Source organism: Haliea sp. E17, assembly GCF_048323675.1.
In the GTDB taxonomy this organism is placed as follows: Bacteria; Pseudomonadota; Gammaproteobacteria; order Pseudomonadales; family Halieaceae; genus Mangrovimicrobium.
This window is the reverse complement of sequence record NZ_JBLWFK010000008.1, coordinates 1-15,730: the sequence shown is the minus strand read 5'-3', so window position 1 is coordinate 15,730 and position 15,730 is coordinate 1. Positions and strand designations below refer to the sequence as shown.

The window sequence follows — 15,730 nt, the reverse complement described above, 5'->3', positions numbered from 1 at the left end:
TTGCTGACCCCGCTCGGGGGTAGCCCCTACTTCCCTGCGTTCGCCCGCCCGAAGCTGTAGCGTATGTGATCCGCATGCCCGGTAACCACCGGGAAGATCAGGGGCTCGGAGGTGTCGCGGATCTCCTCCATCCGCTCGCCCACTTCGCGCATGGTCCAGGCCGGCTGGTACACGCCGGGAGTTTCCGCGACATAGGCCCGGGCAACGCGCCCGGCGATGGACACCAGCATCTCGCCGTTCACCGAGCAGGACTCGTGGGCCAGCCAGCCCACAGTGGGGGCGACCAGTTCCGGGTCCATGGGCGGATAGGCGGAGATGTCGAGGCCTTCGGCCATGCGGGTGACAGCCGCGGGAATGATGAGGTTGCACTTCACACCCTCGGCTTCGCCTTCGATCGCGGCGGTGCTGGCCAGGCCGATCATGCCGGCCTTGGAGACGGCATAGTTGACCACGCCCCGGTTGCCGTAGAGGCCGCCGATGGACGAGGTCAGCACGATGCGGCCGTAGCCCGCCTCGCACATGCGCGGGAAGGCGGGGCGCACCACGTTCCAGGCACCCATGAGGTGCACGTCGACGACCGCGTGGAAGTCCTCGTGGCTCATGTCCTTGAGCGAGCCGCGGCGTACGTTGCCGGCGTTGTGGATCAGGATGTCCAGCCGGCCGAAGGCGTCGTAGGCGGCCTGGATGATCGCCTCGCCGCCCTCGGCGGTGGACACCGAATCGGTGTTGGCCACGGCCTCGCCGCCGGCGGCGCGGATCTCGTCGACAACCTCCTGGGCGGGGCCGGCGTCCGGGCCGTCCCCCTGCAGGCTGCTGCCGACATCGTTGACCACGACTTTGGCGCCGTTGGCGGCGAGCAGCAGGGCGTGGGCCCGGCCCAGGCCGCGGCCGGCGCCGGTAATGACCGCGACGCGGCCCTCGAAATTCAGTTCCTCAGACATGTGCCGGTCTCCGTCTTATTTTGTGGGCAGCTCGATTTCCGCTTTCGCGGTCGCCATGACGGTGCCGGTCTGGGTGGTCATCGCGACCTTCACCTGCACCACGTTGCGGCCCTCCTCGTCGACCATCTTGTCGACGACTTCCGCATCCATGATGGTGATGTCGCCGGTCAGCGCAGGGCCGCGGTAGGAGGAGTTGCAGTGGACGACCTGGCCCCATTCACCGGCCCAGCCGTTCAGGTAGTCGAGGATCCACGCGCCCATGGAGGCGCCGTAGCCGTAGGCGCGCGGCATGCCGATATAGCGCGCCCAGCGCGGGAACAGGTGGCCGCGGGAGGGGCCGAAATAGGCGCCGTCGGTCCACTCGGGGTTGTCGCGTTCCATCACCGGGTCGTTCTCGTGGCCGACCATGTCCTTGGTGTAGCCCATCGCCTCCAGGTCGATGCCTGGACGGTGGGTGCCGCCCCAGATGGTGAACAGGTAAGCGCGCCACTCGGTGGTGAAGCTGGCGATGGTGTGCGGGCCAAAAATGCGGGTGACCAGTTTGTCGCCGACGCTGACATCGTCCCAGTAGCGCTTGCCGTGGCCGAGCTCGTGCATCATCTTGATGTAATCGTATTTTTTCGTTTCCAGCTCTTCGATTTGCGCGTCGGTCCACTCCGGGTCGTCATACTGGTCGCTGTTGTCAGCTTTTTCCGCCGCCAGGTCCTGGCGGTAGCGAATGGCGGTCGAACGCTGCTTGGCGATCAGTTCGCCGTTCTGGTTGCGGTAGAAATTGTCGCCGCGCTGGAAGCAGGTCGGCCCGGCAAAACCGGTTTCCTTGACCACGTAATCAAAGGGAATTTTTTCGTTGGTGATCTCGTCGCCGGCATAGATTTTCGGCCCGTAGAACCACCACTCGTCGCCGCCGAACAGCAGGTGCGAATCCTTGATGAAGCCGACACAGGCGGGGCCGGCACCGTGGCCGTCGTCGCAGGAAACCGCAAAGGATTGCGGGGCGACCAGCTTGCCGTAGCGGCCTTCGGCAGCAAAGTCTGTGTCGTAGTGCAGCAGGTTGGGGTAGTGCATGGCCTGCACCCAGCGGCGGAAGTCGTTGTTGTGCAGCGGCTCCTTCATGCGCGCCGGATCAATCGGCTTGCCCATGTATTTATCCAGATCGGAACAATCCAGTGTCTTGTCGGTCATGGTTTTCTCCTTGCGGTCATTAAATTCGTCGGCGGCGCCGGTGTATTGCGCTATTCGCCTTTCATGGCCCTGAGGAAGGCCTCGTTGGTGATCATCACCGGTGTGTTGTCCTCATCGATGTGCGCGTGCTTGAGGGTGATGCCCCCGTCCACGGTGAGGGTCTGGCCGGTAACGTAGCTGCCCATGTCGGTGAGCAGGAACATGATGCTGTTGGCCACCTCGGCATGCTGGCCCTGGCGGCCCATGGGAATGGCGCGTCCCTCCAGTTCCGGGTTGGGCGGCAGCAGGGACTTGGGGCCGATCATCGCCGCCGGGGCCACGGCATTGACCCGGATATCGTCCTTCGCCAGTTCCAGCGCCATGGTGCGCACCACCGGCGGAATTGCCGCTTTCGCGGTGGCGTAGGCGATGTGGTAGGGGCCGGCCCCGAGGCCGCTGATCGAGGACACGGCGACGATGGAGCCCCGCCGGCCCTGGGCCTGCAGTTCCGCGGCGAAGGCCTGGGCCATGAAGAACATGGACTCCAGGTTCCTGGAGAACATCTCGCTCCAGGCGCTGCGCGGCATTCTGGTCGCCGGCGCCCAGGTGTGCGGCGGGCCGCCGCCGACCATGCAGACCAGGCCGTAGAGTTCCCCGTCCGCGGCGCGGGCGGCCGCCATGATGCGCTCGATACCCTCGGCGGTCTCCACATCGGCCACCACGGGGATTATCGCCAGGCCCTCGGCAACCAGCGGCGCGAGATCCGCGTCGATCTTCTCCTGCGAACGGCCGGCGGCAATCACGGTGGCGCCCTGTTCGGCGGCCAGCCTGGACACCGTGGTGCCGAGCCCGCCGCCGGTGGCGCCGGCGACAACGACCACGCGGCCGTCCATTTTCAGGCTGTTTTCAAGCATGTGCTTCTCCAGACTGTGTGCGGCGCCTGTACTGGTCGCCGCTGAAATTCATGTTTTCGCTCGCTGGCCTCAGGCCGGCTCGAAGCGGATGGGCAGGGAGCGCAGGCCCCACACGCCGACAAAGGGCCGCCAGCTGACGGCGCCGTTCAGTTGCGGGTTGCGCAGGCGCTGGGCCATCAGGTGCAGTCCCTCCTCGATCTGCGCCCGCGCCAGGAACTGGCCGAGGCAGATATGTTCCCCGCGGCCGAAGGCGAGGTGCCGGTTGCGCTGCGGGCGCTCCGGCTCGAAATCATCGGGGTGATCGAAGGCCCCTGGGTCGCGGCCGGCGAGGGTGAGGATGAACTGCAGGTTGGTGCCCACCGGGAAAACCACATCCCGGTAGCTGAACTCTTCCACCACGGTGCGCGGCACGTTGGACACGCTGTGGTAGCGCAGGGTCTCCTCCATCACCTTCGTGCAGTAGGCCAGATCCTCGGCGCAGCGCTGCCAGGCCTCCGGTCGTTCCAGCATTTCGTACATGGTGAAGGTGAGCATGTTCTTCGAGGTGTCGTAGCCCGCGGCGAACACGAACACCAGCAGGTTCTGCATCTCGTAGTCGCTCAGGTTGCCGCCTTCGTTGGCCGCCAGCAATTCGTCCAGCAGGTCCGGCTCGCCGGGGTTGCCATTCTGCTGGCGCTCGGCGATCAGTTGCGCCGCGAAGTCCATCAGGGCAGTTATGGCCTTGTTGGCGGCGGGCATCATCGTGGGGTCCATGCTGAAGCTCATGCCCTGGGTTTCCAGCGACTCGCGCAGGGTGGGCACTACGTCCGGGGACGCGCCGATGATGCTGCACATCACCCGCACCGGGAAATTGGCGGCGAACTCGGCGAAATCGAACTCGCCCTTCGGCGCCCATTCGTCGAGCAGGCGGGATACGGTTTCCCGCATCAGGCCGCGGAAGCGGTTGACGTTGCGCGGGGTGAAAACCGGCGCGACGTTGCTGCGCACCCGGGCGTGTTCCGCGCCCTGCTTGACGATCATCAGGCCCTCGGTGAAATTTCCCCATGGAGTGCCGCGGGCGCCCATGAACTCGACGATGTTCTCGGTGGCGAAGTGCAGCTTGTCGTCCATGAAGTAGAGATCCTTGATGGCCTCGTATTCATGCACCAGGTAGCCGACCGCGCTCTTCGCCAGCCACGGGTGTTGCTCCCGCGCCGACCTGAAGGCCGGCAGGGGGTCCAGGGGGAAGTCCGGTTCCAGTACCGGCAGTTCCGCGAGGTCCAGTTCGTCAATGCTCTGCATGGCCATGCTCCTGCATCTGTGGATGCATCGGGGAGGGCGATACCGGCTAGCCTTCCAGCGCCTCGGGGGCGACGTATTTGGTGGATGACCAGCCGCCATCGACCACGATGGTCTGGCCGTTGATGAACTCGCCGCCCTTGGAGCAGAGGAAGGCGATAGTGCTGGCGATGTCTTCCGCCTCGCCGAGCCGCGGGTAGGGCGTCATGTCCACCTGCATGCGGCGGAAGGCAGGGTCGTTGAGGCGCTCGCGCACCATGTCGGTCATGGTCACGCCCGGGGCGACACAGTTGGAACGGATGCCCTGGGCGCCGTACTCGCAGGCCATGTGCTGGGTCAGCGAGGTCAGGCCGCCCTTGGCTGCCGAGTACGCGCCGCCGCGGCGGCCGCCGACCACCGCGAAGGTGGAGGTGACGTTGATGATCGCCGAGCCCGGTTTCATGTGGACGATGACGTCCCGGGCCAGCCGGAAGGGCGCGCGCAGCATGATGCCGAGAAAGTGGTCGAGGGTGGCGTCGTCGGTCTCGTGCAGCGGCTTGGGGCTGCCGATACCGGCGTTGTTGACCAGGTAGGTGATCTCGCCGAAGCGCTCGAGGGTGGCGTTGACGATGGTCTGCGGGGCGTCGTCGGCGGTGATGTCGACGGACAGGGTCAGCAGGCGGTCGGTCTCGCCGATTTCCTCAGCCAGCTTGTCCAGCTTGCCCTGGTCGCGACCGACACCGACCACGGCCATGCCGCGGCTGTGCATTTCTTTGGCGGTAGCGAGGCCGATGCCACTGCCGGCACCGGTGATGATTGCAACTTCCATGGATTAGCCTTTCTATTTGTATACTTGCGAGCCGCGTGTACTTTAGCGCGCCGGCCCATTAAAATGAAGCACATTATAATCACCTGTGTTGACTATTGGCTACGATGAAGACTCCGCTATGCAGACAGCAGTAAACCCGGCGCGCCGCGAGATCGCCGGACGTTCCGTGCGCTGGGACGAAGCCCGTGCACAGGCCGCCTACGACAGGGGCCTGTGGGTACGCGAAACGCTTGCCGAGGTACTGGTGCGGGAAGCCCGCGACAACCCCGCGCGGGTGCTGGTGGTGGAGGGCGAGACCCGCCTTACCGCCGGCGAACTGTATCGCCAGGCTGACGTGCTGGCCCGGGTGATGGCCAGCCGCCACCCGACCGGCAGTGTGGTGTCCTTCATGCTGCCCAACTGGAGCGAGGCGGCCGTCATCTATATGGCCGCCACCCTCGCCGGGATGATCGCCCACCCGGTGCTGCCCTCCCTGCGCGAGCACGACCTGCGCTTCATGCTGCAGGACGTCGGTTGCCGGATGATCTTCATCCCCGCCGAATTCCGCGGCTACAGTTACGTGGACATGCTGCACACGGTGGTGGGCGAGTTGCCCGAGCCGCCGGACGTGGTGGCCCTGCGCGGCAACGCGGGCCCCCACGAGTCCTATGCCGCCCTGCTGGATAGCGATATCGCCTGCGCACTGCAGCCCCCCGAGCCGGACGCGGTGCGCATGATCATGTATACCTCCGGCACCACCGGCAGTCCCAAGGGGGTGATGCACAGCCACAACTCGATCCACGCCCTGATCCGCCAGCTCGGCGAGCACTGGCTGGTAGCGCCGGGCGACGCCTTCCTGGTGGCTTCGCCGATCAGCCACATCGGCGGCTCCATCTACGCGTTTGAAATCCCGCTGCTGCTGGGCGCCACCGCGGTACTGATGGAGCGCTGGGACCCGGTGGAGGGCGTGCAGCACCTGGTGCAGGAACGCTGCACCCACTTTGCCGGCGCCACCCCCTTCCTGGTGGCGCTGCTCGCCGCCGCGCGGGAAGCGGGCACCCGCCTGCCGGACCTCAAGGTGTTTATCTGCGGCGGCGCCTCGGTGCCGCCCTCGCTGATTCGCGAGGCCGCGGACTATTTCGAGAAGGCGGTGGTCACCCGGGTCTATGGCTCCACGGAAGTGCCGGTTACCACCGTGGGTGTCACCGATGCCGCCGACATCGACCACGCCGCCGAGACCGACGGCCGCCCCGGAATTGCCGAGGTCGAGTTGTCAGAGGCCGGCGAAGTGCTGGCCCGCGGGCCGCAGATGCTGGTGGGCTATGTGCATGCCGGCGACGAGGCGAAGGTCTTCGATGCGCGGGGTTTCTACCGCACCGGGGACATCGGTCGCTGGGTGGACGAGGACTACCTGGTGATCGCCGGGCGGATCAAGGACATCATCATCCGCAATGGCGAGAACATCGCACCGAAAGAGGTGGAGGACCTGCTGGTCGGCCATCCCGCCATTGCCGAGGTGGCCATTGTCGGGCTGCCGGACCCGAAAACCGGCGAGCGGGCCTGCGCGGTGATCGTACCGCGCGGCGCTGCGCAGCCGGATGTCGCGGCGCTGGCGGCTTTCCTGATCGACGCCGGGGTTGCCAAGTTCAAGATTCCGGAGCAGGTGGCCCTGCGCGACAGCCTGCCCAAGAACGACGCGGGCAAGGTACTGAAGCACAAGCTGCAGGCCGAGCTGTCCGCCGGTTAGCGGGCCGCGGTGTATTCCCGGGCCGGGCCGCGGCGGTAGCGCGCGCTGAGGCCTTCGCCGACGGCGATGGAGTGGCCGGGCTGCGCCGCCCACAGGGTGTTGTTGAGTACCAGGGTTTCGTTGGTGTAGGCCTTGCGCGCGGCGACGCTGAGGTCGACGCCGGTCACCTCGCGCATGGCGATCACGCCTTCCATCAGGGTGCGCTGCCAGGACTTGCCCACGTCCAGGGATTCCAGCAGTTCGGCGTAACGCGGGTTTTCCAGCACGCTGGCGGGGAAATAGCGCTCGCTGTCATGGTTGACGTTGAGCAGCCGGCGCATCTGTAGCGGGTTGAGCTGGGACCAGAAATTGATACCCCGGTCCAGGTCCCCGAGCATGAAGGCCAGCGCGCCATTGTTGTAGTTGAAATCCTCACCGCGGGCGTACAGGGCGTCCAGTTCCGCGCTTCCCGGCTGCAGCTTACCGGAGAGTACTGCGATCACCAGGCGGGTGTAGTCCGAGGTGATGCCATCGATATCCTCATCCCGTTGCCGGTCCAGGTACCACTGGGCCTCGGCCTCGCGGCCCTCCTGGTAGAGGGCGCGGGCCAGCGGGCCGAGGGCGCCGATGTGCTTGGGCCGCAGCATCAGCTGGTCCTTGCGCCGGCGGATGGCTTCGGCCGGCTTCGCAATGGTTACCCGGTAATCCCAGGACTCGTCAGGTGTCAGTTCGAAGGGCCGCTGGTCTTCGGCCAGGTCGAGGAAGCGGCTGGCCTCGTCGTAGAGTCGCGCGCCGATCAGCAGTAACGCGTAGTGGGAGAGGGCGTAGCTCGGGGGATTGCCGGAGAGTATCTGCTCTCGAAGCTGTTGCTCCTGGCGGCGGTATTCGTTGCCGGCCATGCGCATTTCCACGGCCCGGATGGATTCCAGTGCGGCCTCGCCGAGGGCGCGCGAGGCCACTTCCCGGTGTACCCCGGACACCAGGTCCAGCAGTTCGCGCTGCCGGCTTACCCCTGAGAATACCGACAGGTTATTCGCGGCATTGGCGAGACCGACATACGCATTGACGAAATTCGGGTCGAGGCGGGTGGCTTCCTGGTACAGCTTGATAGCGCGCTCGAAGTCCGCCGGGTTGAACTGGTTGTAATAGAAGTCGCCGCGCTTGAAGCGCTCGTAGGCGATCGCGTCGGTGGTGCCCCAGTCGTACATCATCCCCCGCTGCTGGTCATCCAGGTGGATGCTGAGGGCGGTGACGATGTTGGAGACAATGAAATCCTGCACGCTGAACAGCCCGCTCTCGTCGAGGTCAAAACGCTCGGAGTACTCGTGGACCCCATCGCTGCTGCGAATCAGGTGGACCATGACCCGCTGCTCGCCATCCGCCTCGAAGAAGGTGCCCTGCAGAATATGGTCGACCTGTTCCGGGTTGCCGCCATCCGTGCTGGTCGCATCCAGGGACACGACCCGCACTTCCTTCAGCCGGGATAACTGGTTGAGCAGGCTGGTTTGCAGTCCCTCGCGGAGAAATTCCGACGATTCAGTCTGGTCGCCCCGGTAGGTAAAGGGTTCGAGACCCACGGTCACCCGGCCGGAGAAGCCCGTTGCAACCGTTGGCTGGCGCACGGTTGCCAGTACCAGCATTACACCCAGCAGGGCGACAGCCCCGAGTCCGGTGGCCAGGTGGCGGTAGTTGATGCCGGCGAACAGGCCCCACACCAGCTCGCGAAAAGCGTCCAGTTTGCCGGGTTTGCGCTGGGTCGCGGAGGGTGCCACCAGCAGCATGTAGCCGCGCCGCGGCAGGGTCTTGATGAAGTGCTGGTTGCGCACGCTGTCGCCGAGCGCGCCGCGCAGCTCGGAAATGGCCTTGTGCACCGCGTGGTCCGAGGCCACGGGGCTCCAGAATTTCTCCAGTAACTCATCGCTGGTGACCACGCGGTTGGCGTGCTCGGCCAGGTAGGCGAGCACATCCATGTTGCGCGGGGTCAGCTTGGTTTGCAGGCCGTCGCTGTTCAGCAGGCACTGCTCCGGGCAAACCTCGTAGGGACCCAGGTAAAAACTGCTCATTGTCTTTTACTTCCACCTCTTTCGCACCAACCGGGTGCACACTCTCTTGCTGCGCACTATTAAGACGCGTGTCGTAGTGCTTGGCATCCCTGGTGTGTACCCAAGACCCCGCAATGGGGTGGGAATGTAGCGATTGTAAGGGATATGTAACATAAGTTGTGTGCAAAAGTGGTGCCAAAAGTAGGTCCGGGAGGTTTGCGGGAGGAAAAAGAATCAAGAAAACACGCCCTCAGGAGGACTTTCACGTCCCTTAACCCCTAAAACTGAACCTGAAGACCGCCGCCTGTCGCAGTCGGGCCTGTACGGACAGCTGCACATCCGCCAGAGCGGTACGGGGAGACCCTGGCCCAATTTTGGGGCTCCCGCATCAGCATCAGCATTTTGTCTCACAACAGGGGGAAGCCACTGTGAAAAATTGTTCAGCAAGCAACGGGTTCAAACTCAGCCTGCTCGCGGCTGCGGTAGGTTCCGCCCTCGCTCTTCCCATCCAGGGCTTTGCCCAGGGTGAGGAGGCGACGGCGCTGGAAGAAGTCATCATCACCGGTGCGCGGGGCAAGCCGCGCACCATCGCCGATTCACCGGTACCGGTGGACGTGTTCACCAGCGACACCATTCGCGAGGTCGCCTACACCGACACCAACGACGTTCTGAAGACACTGGTGCCTTCCTATAACGTCTCGCGACAACCGATCAGCGACGGCGGCACCTTCGTGCGCCCCGCCCAGCTGCGCGGCATGCCCACCGACAAGACCCTGGTCCTGGTCAACTCCAAGCGCCGCCACCGCGCGGCACTGGTGAGCATTGGCGGATCGGGCACCCAGGGGCCGGATATTGCCACCATCCCCACCTCCGCACTGAAGAGTGTCGAGGTGCTGCGTGACGGCGCTGCCGCCCAGTACGGTTCCGACGCCATCGCCGGGGTGATCAACTTCATCCTCAAGGACGATGCCGAGGGCGCCAGCCTGAATATCGAGACCGGCGAGTTCTCCGAGGGCGACGGCTCCCAGACCACCGTGCAGGGCAACATCGGCCTGCCGCTGGGCGAGACCGGCTTCCTCAGCCTGTCCGCCGAGTGGACCGAAGCGGACGCCACCGACCGCAGCGAGCAGTACTGTCAATCCTGGTTCTGCCTCAACCCGAATAACCCGGTCTACGATCCCACCGCCTGGTACACCGCCTACACCAATGACCCGGCCTTTATGGAGGGCGTGAAGAAGGCCAATATCGGCCAGGGTAACAATGTACAGCCCTGGGGCCAGCCGAATTCCGAGGCCACCCGGCTTTTCTTCAACGCCGGCTTCGATCTCAGCGATACTTCCGAGCTCTACGCCTTTGGTAACTACTCCCAGAGCGAGGCAGACGGCAGCTTCTATTACCGCTATCCCCAGAACGGCACCATCATGGACCTGCGCGAAGCGGATGGCTCCATCTATAGCCCGCTGGAGAAATTCCCCGGTGGCTTCACCCCGCGCTTCGTCGGCGAGGTCTTCGACTACTCCGCCCTGGGTGGCTGGCGCGGTGAGTGGAGCAACGGCCTCACTTACGACTTCAGCGCCCGCTATGGCAACAGCACCATCGAGTACACCCTCAACAACACCATCAACCCCTCCATGGGGCCGGATTCCCCGACCTCATTCCGTCCAGGCGACCTGACCAACGAGGAAACCCAGATCCAGGCTGACTTCTCCTACGAGATCGACACCGACGCGGTAGGTCCGGTGCTGGTGGCCTTCGGCCTGAGCTATATGGATGAGTCCTACGAGCTGAAAGGCGGCAATGAGGAATCCTATATTGCCGGCCCCTACGCCGTGCAGGACCCCTGGGGCCTGTGTAATTCCGACGGCACCGCCAGCAGCGCCGGCCTCAGCGCCATCGCCGGTGGCTCCAGCCTCGACTGCGCCAACCCCAGCGACCCGGTCTTCCAGGTGGTGGGTGTGGGCTCCAACGGCTTCCCCGGCTACTCGCCCGAGTTCTCCGGCGTCTACGACCGCGACTCCTATGCCGCCTACGTGGATGTCAGCGCCGACGTGACCGACAGACTGTTCCTGCAGGGCGCGGTGCGCTACGAGGACTACTCCGACTTCGACTCCGAGGTCGTGGGCAAAATCGCCGGTATGTACCGCGTGACCGACAACCTCAACCTGCGTGCCTCCATAGGCACCGGCTTCCGTGCGCCGACCCCGGGCCAGCAGGGCACCACCAACGTGTCCACCCGCCTGCCCAACGGCTTCCCGGTCGCCACCGGCCTGTTCCCCGCTGGCGGTACTGTAGCCGGCGCCCTGGGCGCCGAGCCGCTGAAACCGGAAACCTCCACCAACTACACCTTTGGCCTGACCTACTCCATTGGTGAACTGGACCTGACGATGGATTACTACCGCATCTACGTCCAGGACCGCACCTACGCGGTGTCCACCAAGGATGTTTCCACCGACCCGAACAGCGGAGCGGCCTACGACAACTACCTGGCGCTGGTCGGCGCGGGGGTAGCTGGCGCCGAGACCATTGGCGGTGTTTTCTACTTCGCCAATGCCTTCGACACCGTGACCGAAGGTGTGGATATCGTTGCCACCTACCCGCTGGACTGGGGTAACGCCGGCATGACCACACTGACCGGTTCGGTGAACCTCAACACCTCCGAGTTCGACAGCGACCCGAGCGAGTACCTCAACGACGAAGACCAGTTCGATTTCGAGAACATCGACCCGAGCTGGCGCGGTGTCCTGACCGCCCGTCACGAAGTCGGCCAGTTCTCGCTGATGGCGCGGGCCAACCTCTACGGTTCCTACGAGAACGCCAACGGCAATGGCGAATCCCAGGTAACCCAGAAATATGACCCGCTGGTGCTGTTCGACCTGGAAGGTGCCTATCGTTTCAACGATATGTTCTCCCTGGCCATCGGTGGCCGCAACGTGTTCGACGAGTATCCCGACAAGGATGAAATCGGCGATATGTGCTGTGGCGCGCTGTACCAGTCCAACGCCACCGTCAGCTGGCAGGGCAGCTACTACTACGCTCGCCTGAACATGGACTTCTAAGTGCTCAACCCCCGTTCCGGGCGCGCATTCCTCCATGGTGAGCGCCCGGAATGGGGTTCCTAAAAACACAAAAAAACACGCAAGACAAGCTACACGCGAGGATTCAATGAACCGTTCCGTTTCCCGAAGAGACCTGTTGCAGGCGCTCGGAGCGACCCTGGGCACCGGGGCCCTGCTCGCCGCCGGCGGCGCGCTGGGCATGCTGCCCGCCTCCGCGCAGGCCAGCACTATCGATACCGCGCGACTGGGCAAGCACAAGCGCCGCATCGCCATCCTGGGTGGCGGCATCTCCGGACTGACCGCGGCCTACGAATTGCAGCGCGCCGGCCACGAGGTCACCGTACTCGAAGCTTCACACCGGGCCGGCGGCCGGGTGTTCACCATCCGCCATGGCGACCTGATCGACGAGATCGGCAACCGCCAGTACTGCGAGTTCGACGACGCACCGCACATGTACTTCAACGCCGGTGCGGCGCGTATCCCCAGCACCCACCGCACCGTCCTTAACTACTGTGCGGAACTCGGTGTCGAGCTGGAAATGTTCATCAACGAGAACAAGATGGCCTGGGTGCAGGACGACGCCATGCTCGGCGGCCGCCCGGTGCGCAATGGCGAATACACCACCAACCTGCGCGGCTTCATGGCAGAGCTGTTCGCCAAGTCGCTGAACCCGGCGGAACTGGACGCCGGCTTTTCCGCCGAGGAACTGGAAACCCTGCGCGCGGTCATCCGCAACTTCGGCGACCTCAACGAGGACCTGCTGTACCGCGGCAGCCTGCGCGCCGGCTATGCCAGCGGCGGCTTCCTCAAGCACGGTGAGCAGCGCGAGGCCATCGCCCTGCGCGACCTGCTGCAGGCCCGCTTCGCGGGTTCCGCGCTGGAAGCCAACGAGGGCGAGACCGGACCCATGCTGATGCAGCCGGTGGGCGGTATGGACCGCATTATCCACGGCTTCCTCAACAAGGTGGGCAAGCGGGTGCTGTACAACGCCCAGGTGCAGTCGATCCAGCTCCGGGACGAAGGCGTCGACATCGCCTACACCCTGGGTGGCAAGCCGCAACAGCTGTCCGCCGACTACGTCTTCAACTGCATACCCAGCCACCTGGTCACCGGGCTGGCGAACAACTTCCCGGCGGAATACACCCGCGCCCTGCGCCACATCCGGCGCGGCGAGGCCTTCAAGGGCGCCTTCCAGGCGAAATCCCGCTTCTGGGAAAAAGAGGATATCTACGGCGGCATTACCTGGGTCAACGCACCCATCCGCCAGATCTGGTACCCCGCCCACGGCATCCACAAGGAAAAGGGCGTGATCCTGGGCGCCTACGATTTCGCCCACGGCATCGACTTCACCCACATGGACCAGGCCCAGCGGGTCGAGGCCATGCTCGCCCAGGGTGAAAAAGTGCACCCGAACTACCGCCAGCAGGTAGAAAAGGGCGTCACCATCGCCTGGCACCGGATGAACCACATGCTCGGCTGCGCCGCGCGCTGGACCGACAGCTACCGCGAAATGACCAGCGAAGAAAGCCAGCTGATGGAGACCCTGATCCGTCCCGCCAATGGCCGCCACTACCTCATCGGCGACCAGGTGGCGCGCCACGTGGCCTGGCAGGAGAGCGCGATTCTCGCCACTCACCGCGCGCTGGATGACTTTGCCAACCGCCTGCAGGAGGAAGCCGCATGAAGCGCCTGATACGCCGTGCTGTGCGTCCGCTGCTGGCCCTCGCCCTGGGCTTGAGTGCGATTACCGCCAGTGGCGCCGAACGCGAGGCCTACAACGACTTCTACTGCGAAACCTGTCACGGGGCGCAGGGGATTGGCAGCTTCGGCGTCCAGGCGCCGAAACTCGCCGGCATGGAACCCTGGTACCTGCAGCGCCAGCTGGAAAAGTTTCGCGCCGGCCAGCGCGGCGTGCACGCAGGTGACGAGACCGGGGTGGAGATGCGGGCGATGGCGGTGAAGCTGAGCGACAGCAGTATCCAGCAGTTGCTGGATTGGATTGCCGGCTGGCCCGCGACCGAGGCGCCTGCCTCCGTCGCCGGCAATGTAAAAGCCGGCTCTGGCCTGTATGCCAGCTGCGCCGCCTGTCACGGCGCCGCCGGCGAAGGCAACCGCATGCTCGGCGCCCCGGCCCTGGCCGGCCAGAGCGACTGGTACCTGCTGACCCAGCTGAAAAACTTCTCCCGCGGCTACCGCGGGCAACACCCGGACGACAGCGAGGGCGCCACCATGCGCGCCGCGGTAAGCGCGTTGCCGGACGAACAGGCGATGCGTGATGTCGTCGCCTATATCGCACAACTGAAGGGACCGGCGAACAGCACGGCCCAACTCAACGACTGAAGACAAGGACTGAACCATGAAAAAACTGCTCAATGCCTGCCTGGTAACCGCGCTGCTGGGAAGTGGTGCCGCTGTAGCCCAGGAAATTGAACGCCACAGCGAAGGCAAGCTGTTCTACACCGCGATCAGCATTCCCGCCGGTGCAGAAACCCTGTACCTCAGCGGCGCCGGCGCCAAGCCCGCCGAGGACGGTACCTGGGGCGATATGGAAGCCCAGACCATCGACACCTTCAACGCTTTCAAGGAAAAGCTGGAGGGCCTGGGCTGGTCGATGTCGGACATCGTCCAGGTGCGGGTCTTCGCCACCGCCAGCCCGGACGGCAGCCTCGATTTCGCCGGTTTCAACAAGGGTTACATGCAGTTCTTCGGCACCGAGGAAAACCCGCAGAAGCCGGTGCGCTCCTTCGTCCAGGTAGCCGACCTCGTGGTCGATGGCTGGCTGGTGGAGATCGAAATTCGCGCGGCGAGAATGCCGAAATGAAACCGATGACCGCCCCCGGCGGTAAACCATCTTGCTTCAGGAGTGAGGTATGGAGCCTGATATGCTGACTTTTATTGCCCTGTTGGCCATCGCCGGACTGGTGGCCGGCCTGACCGCGGGCCTGTTCGGCGTCGGCGGCGGCTTTGTGGTCGTCCCCGCGCTGCTTGCGGTGTTTCCCTTCCTGACCGATAACACCGACAACCTGATGCTGGTGGCCGTGGGTACTTCGCTGGCCACCATCATTGTGTCCTCGGCACGCTCGCTGTTCGCCCACGCCAAGCGCGGGGCAGTGGACTTTGAACTGCTCAAGGACTGGTCGGTGTGGTTGCTGATCGGGGTCGGCGGCGGCCTGCTGGTGGCCTCCTTCGTCGATGGCAACCGCCTGATCATGGTGTTCGCCATCGGCGTCCTGCTGTACTCCGTGTTCTTCCTGTTCCCGGAGTGGTTCGCGCGCTTCAAGGGCCGCTTCAGCATGCCGGTCGGTCCCAAGCGGGCGGTCCTCGCCAGCGTACTGGGTGGCTTTTCCTCGCTGCTCGGTATCGGCGGCGGCACCATCACCGTGCTGACCATGGTCCTCTGCGACCGGCCGGTGCACCAGGCAGTCGCCACCGCTTCCGGCGTCGGCGTGCTGATCGCCATTCCCGGCGCCATCGGCTTCATGCTGCTGGGCCTGGGGGCGGAAAACCTGCCCCAGGGCTCCATCGGCTATATCAACATCCCCGCGCTGCTCGCCGTTGCCGTGTTCTCGGTAATGACGGCGCCGCTGGGTGCGCGCCTCGCGCACAGTCTCGATGAAACCCAGCTCAAGCGTGCCTTCGGGGTCTACCTGATTCTGGTATCGCTGGCCATGTACGCCAAGGCCTGACACTGACACTACGACAAGAGGAGAATTCCATGTCACTTTCGATGAATCGCAGATTGTTCCTTGGCGCCGTCGCCGGCGCCGCCGGCCTGGCGGCCAGCAGCGGCCGCCTGGCGCACGCCGCGGGCGCCTCCACCCTGGT

General features: G+C 64.8%; 12 protein-coding genes. 6 read left to right on the top strand and 6 right to left on the bottom strand.

What is annotated here, in order from left to right; all coding sequences use genetic code 11:
• Nucleotides 1-26 precede the first annotated feature (26 nt).
• The 5 genes from ACNKU3_RS18710 to ACNKU3_RS18690 form a co-directional block, all read right to left on the bottom strand.
• Nucleotides 27-941 carry an SDR family NAD(P)-dependent oxidoreductase gene (locus ACNKU3_RS18710; RefSeq protein ID WP_418261086.1) on the bottom strand — a complete coding sequence of 305 codons (915 nt, stop codon included), beginning with the start codon at nt 939-941 and terminating at the stop codon, nt 27-29.
• A 15-nt stretch (nt 942-956) separates the two neighbouring features.
• A complete protein-coding gene (locus tag ACNKU3_RS18705; RefSeq protein ID WP_418261085.1) occupies nt 957-2,123 on the bottom strand; it encodes an FAS1-like dehydratase domain-containing protein in 1,167 nt (388 codons plus the stop codon).
• A 50-nt stretch (nt 2,124-2,173) separates the two neighbouring features.
• A complete protein-coding gene (locus ACNKU3_RS18700) occupies nt 2,174-3,016 on the bottom strand; it encodes an SDR family NAD(P)-dependent oxidoreductase (RefSeq protein ID WP_418261084.1) in 843 nt (280 codons plus the stop codon).
• Nucleotides 3,017-3,085: 69 nt separating this feature from the next.
• Entirely contained in the window at nt 3,086-4,297 is a 1,212-nt protein-coding gene (locus ACNKU3_RS18695; protein ID WP_418261083.1) for a cytochrome P450, read from the bottom strand.
• 46 nt (nt 4,298-4,343) lie between these two features.
• Nucleotides 4,344-5,102: an SDR family NAD(P)-dependent oxidoreductase gene (locus tag ACNKU3_RS18690; RefSeq protein WP_418261082.1), complete on the bottom strand. Its 759-nt coding sequence runs from the start codon at nt 5,100-5,102 to the stop codon at nt 4,344-4,346.
• A gap of 118 nt (nt 5,103-5,220) precedes the next feature.
• Here ACNKU3_RS18690 and ACNKU3_RS18685 point away from each other — a divergent pair, with 118 nt between their 5' ends.
• Nucleotides 5,221-6,828 carry an AMP-binding protein gene (locus tag ACNKU3_RS18685; protein ID WP_418261081.1) on the top strand — a complete coding sequence of 536 codons (1,608 nt, stop codon included), beginning with the start codon at nt 5,221-5,223 and terminating at the stop codon, nt 6,826-6,828.
• Here ACNKU3_RS18685 and ACNKU3_RS18680 read toward each other — a convergent pair.
• The gene (locus ACNKU3_RS18680; protein WP_418261080.1) at nt 6,825-8,870 is read right to left on the bottom strand and encodes a winged helix-turn-helix domain-containing protein; all 2,046 of its coding nucleotides are present in this window, start codon (nt 8,868-8,870) and stop codon (nt 6,825-6,827) included. The genes ACNKU3_RS18685 and ACNKU3_RS18680 overlap by 4 nt on opposite strands.
• Before the next feature lie 407 nt (nt 8,871-9,277).
• Here ACNKU3_RS18680 and ACNKU3_RS18675 point away from each other — a divergent pair, with 407 nt between their 5' ends.
• From ACNKU3_RS18675 to ACNKU3_RS18655, 5 genes are all read left to right on the top strand, one after another.
• On the top strand, nt 9,278-11,905 hold the full coding sequence (locus ACNKU3_RS18675) for a TonB-dependent receptor plug domain-containing protein (protein WP_418261079.1): 2,628 nt from the start codon (nt 9,278-9,280) through the stop codon (nt 11,903-11,905).
• Nucleotides 11,906-12,011: 106 nt separating this feature from the next.
• The gene (locus tag ACNKU3_RS18670; protein WP_418261078.1) at nt 12,012-13,589 is read left to right on the top strand and encodes a flavin monoamine oxidase family protein; all 1,578 of its coding nucleotides are present in this window, start codon (nt 12,012-12,014) and stop codon (nt 13,587-13,589) included.
• Nucleotides 13,586-14,245 carry a c-type cytochrome gene (locus ACNKU3_RS18665; protein WP_418261077.1) on the top strand — a complete coding sequence of 220 codons (660 nt, stop codon included), beginning with the start codon at nt 13,586-13,588 and terminating at the stop codon, nt 14,243-14,245. Before ACNKU3_RS18670 ends, ACNKU3_RS18665 begins: the two co-directional genes overlap by 4 nt.
• Nucleotides 14,246-14,261: 16 nt before the next feature.
• Nucleotides 14,262-14,726 (top strand): Rid family hydrolase, encoded by a 465-nt coding sequence (locus ACNKU3_RS18660; protein ID WP_418261076.1) that lies wholly within the window; start codon nt 14,262-14,264, stop codon nt 14,724-14,726.
• Between the two features lie 61 nt (nt 14,727-14,787).
• A complete protein-coding gene (locus ACNKU3_RS18655) occupies nt 14,788-15,591 on the top strand; it encodes a sulfite exporter TauE/SafE family protein (protein ID WP_418261075.1) in 804 nt (267 codons plus the stop codon).
• The last annotated feature ends 139 nt before the right edge of the window (nt 15,592-15,730 follow it).

Excerpts from the sequence above, each read along its gene's own strand:
- ACNKU3_RS18710 (WP_418261086.1), bottom strand. The coding sequence starts at position 941 with ATGTCTGAGGAACTGAATTTCGAGGGCCGCGTCGCGGTCATTACCGGC.
- ACNKU3_RS18705 (WP_418261085.1), bottom strand. The coding sequence starts at position 2,123 with ATGACCGACAAGACACTGGATTGTTCCGATCTGGATAAATACATGGGC.
- ACNKU3_RS18665 (WP_418261077.1), top strand. The coding sequence starts at position 13,586 with ATGAAGCGCCTGATACGCCGTGCTGTGCGTCCGCTGCTGGCCCTCGCC.
- ACNKU3_RS18695 (WP_418261083.1), bottom strand. The coding sequence starts at position 4,297 with ATGCAGAGCATTGACGAACTGGACCTCGCGGAACTGCCGGTACTGGAA.
- ACNKU3_RS18690 (WP_418261082.1), bottom strand. The coding sequence starts at position 5,102 with ATGGAAGTTGCAATCATCACCGGTGCCGGCAGTGGCATCGGCCTCGCT.
- ACNKU3_RS18670 (WP_418261078.1), top strand. The coding sequence starts at position 12,012 with ATGAACCGTTCCGTTTCCCGAAGAGACCTGTTGCAGGCGCTCGGAGCG.
- ACNKU3_RS18680 (WP_418261080.1), bottom strand. The coding sequence starts at position 8,870 with ATGAGCAGTTTTTACCTGGGTCCCTACGAGGTTTGCCCGGAGCAGTGC.
- ACNKU3_RS18660 (WP_418261076.1), top strand. The coding sequence starts at position 14,262 with ATGAAAAAACTGCTCAATGCCTGCCTGGTAACCGCGCTGCTGGGAAGT.
- ACNKU3_RS18700 (WP_418261084.1), bottom strand. The coding sequence starts at position 3,016 with ATGCTTGAAAACAGCCTGAAAATGGACGGCCGCGTGGTCGTTGTCGCC.
- ACNKU3_RS18685 (WP_418261081.1), top strand. The coding sequence starts at position 5,221 with ATGCAGACAGCAGTAAACCCGGCGCGCCGCGAGATCGCCGGACGTTCC.
- ACNKU3_RS18655 (WP_418261075.1), top strand. The coding sequence starts at position 14,788 with ATGCTGACTTTTATTGCCCTGTTGGCCATCGCCGGACTGGTGGCCGGC.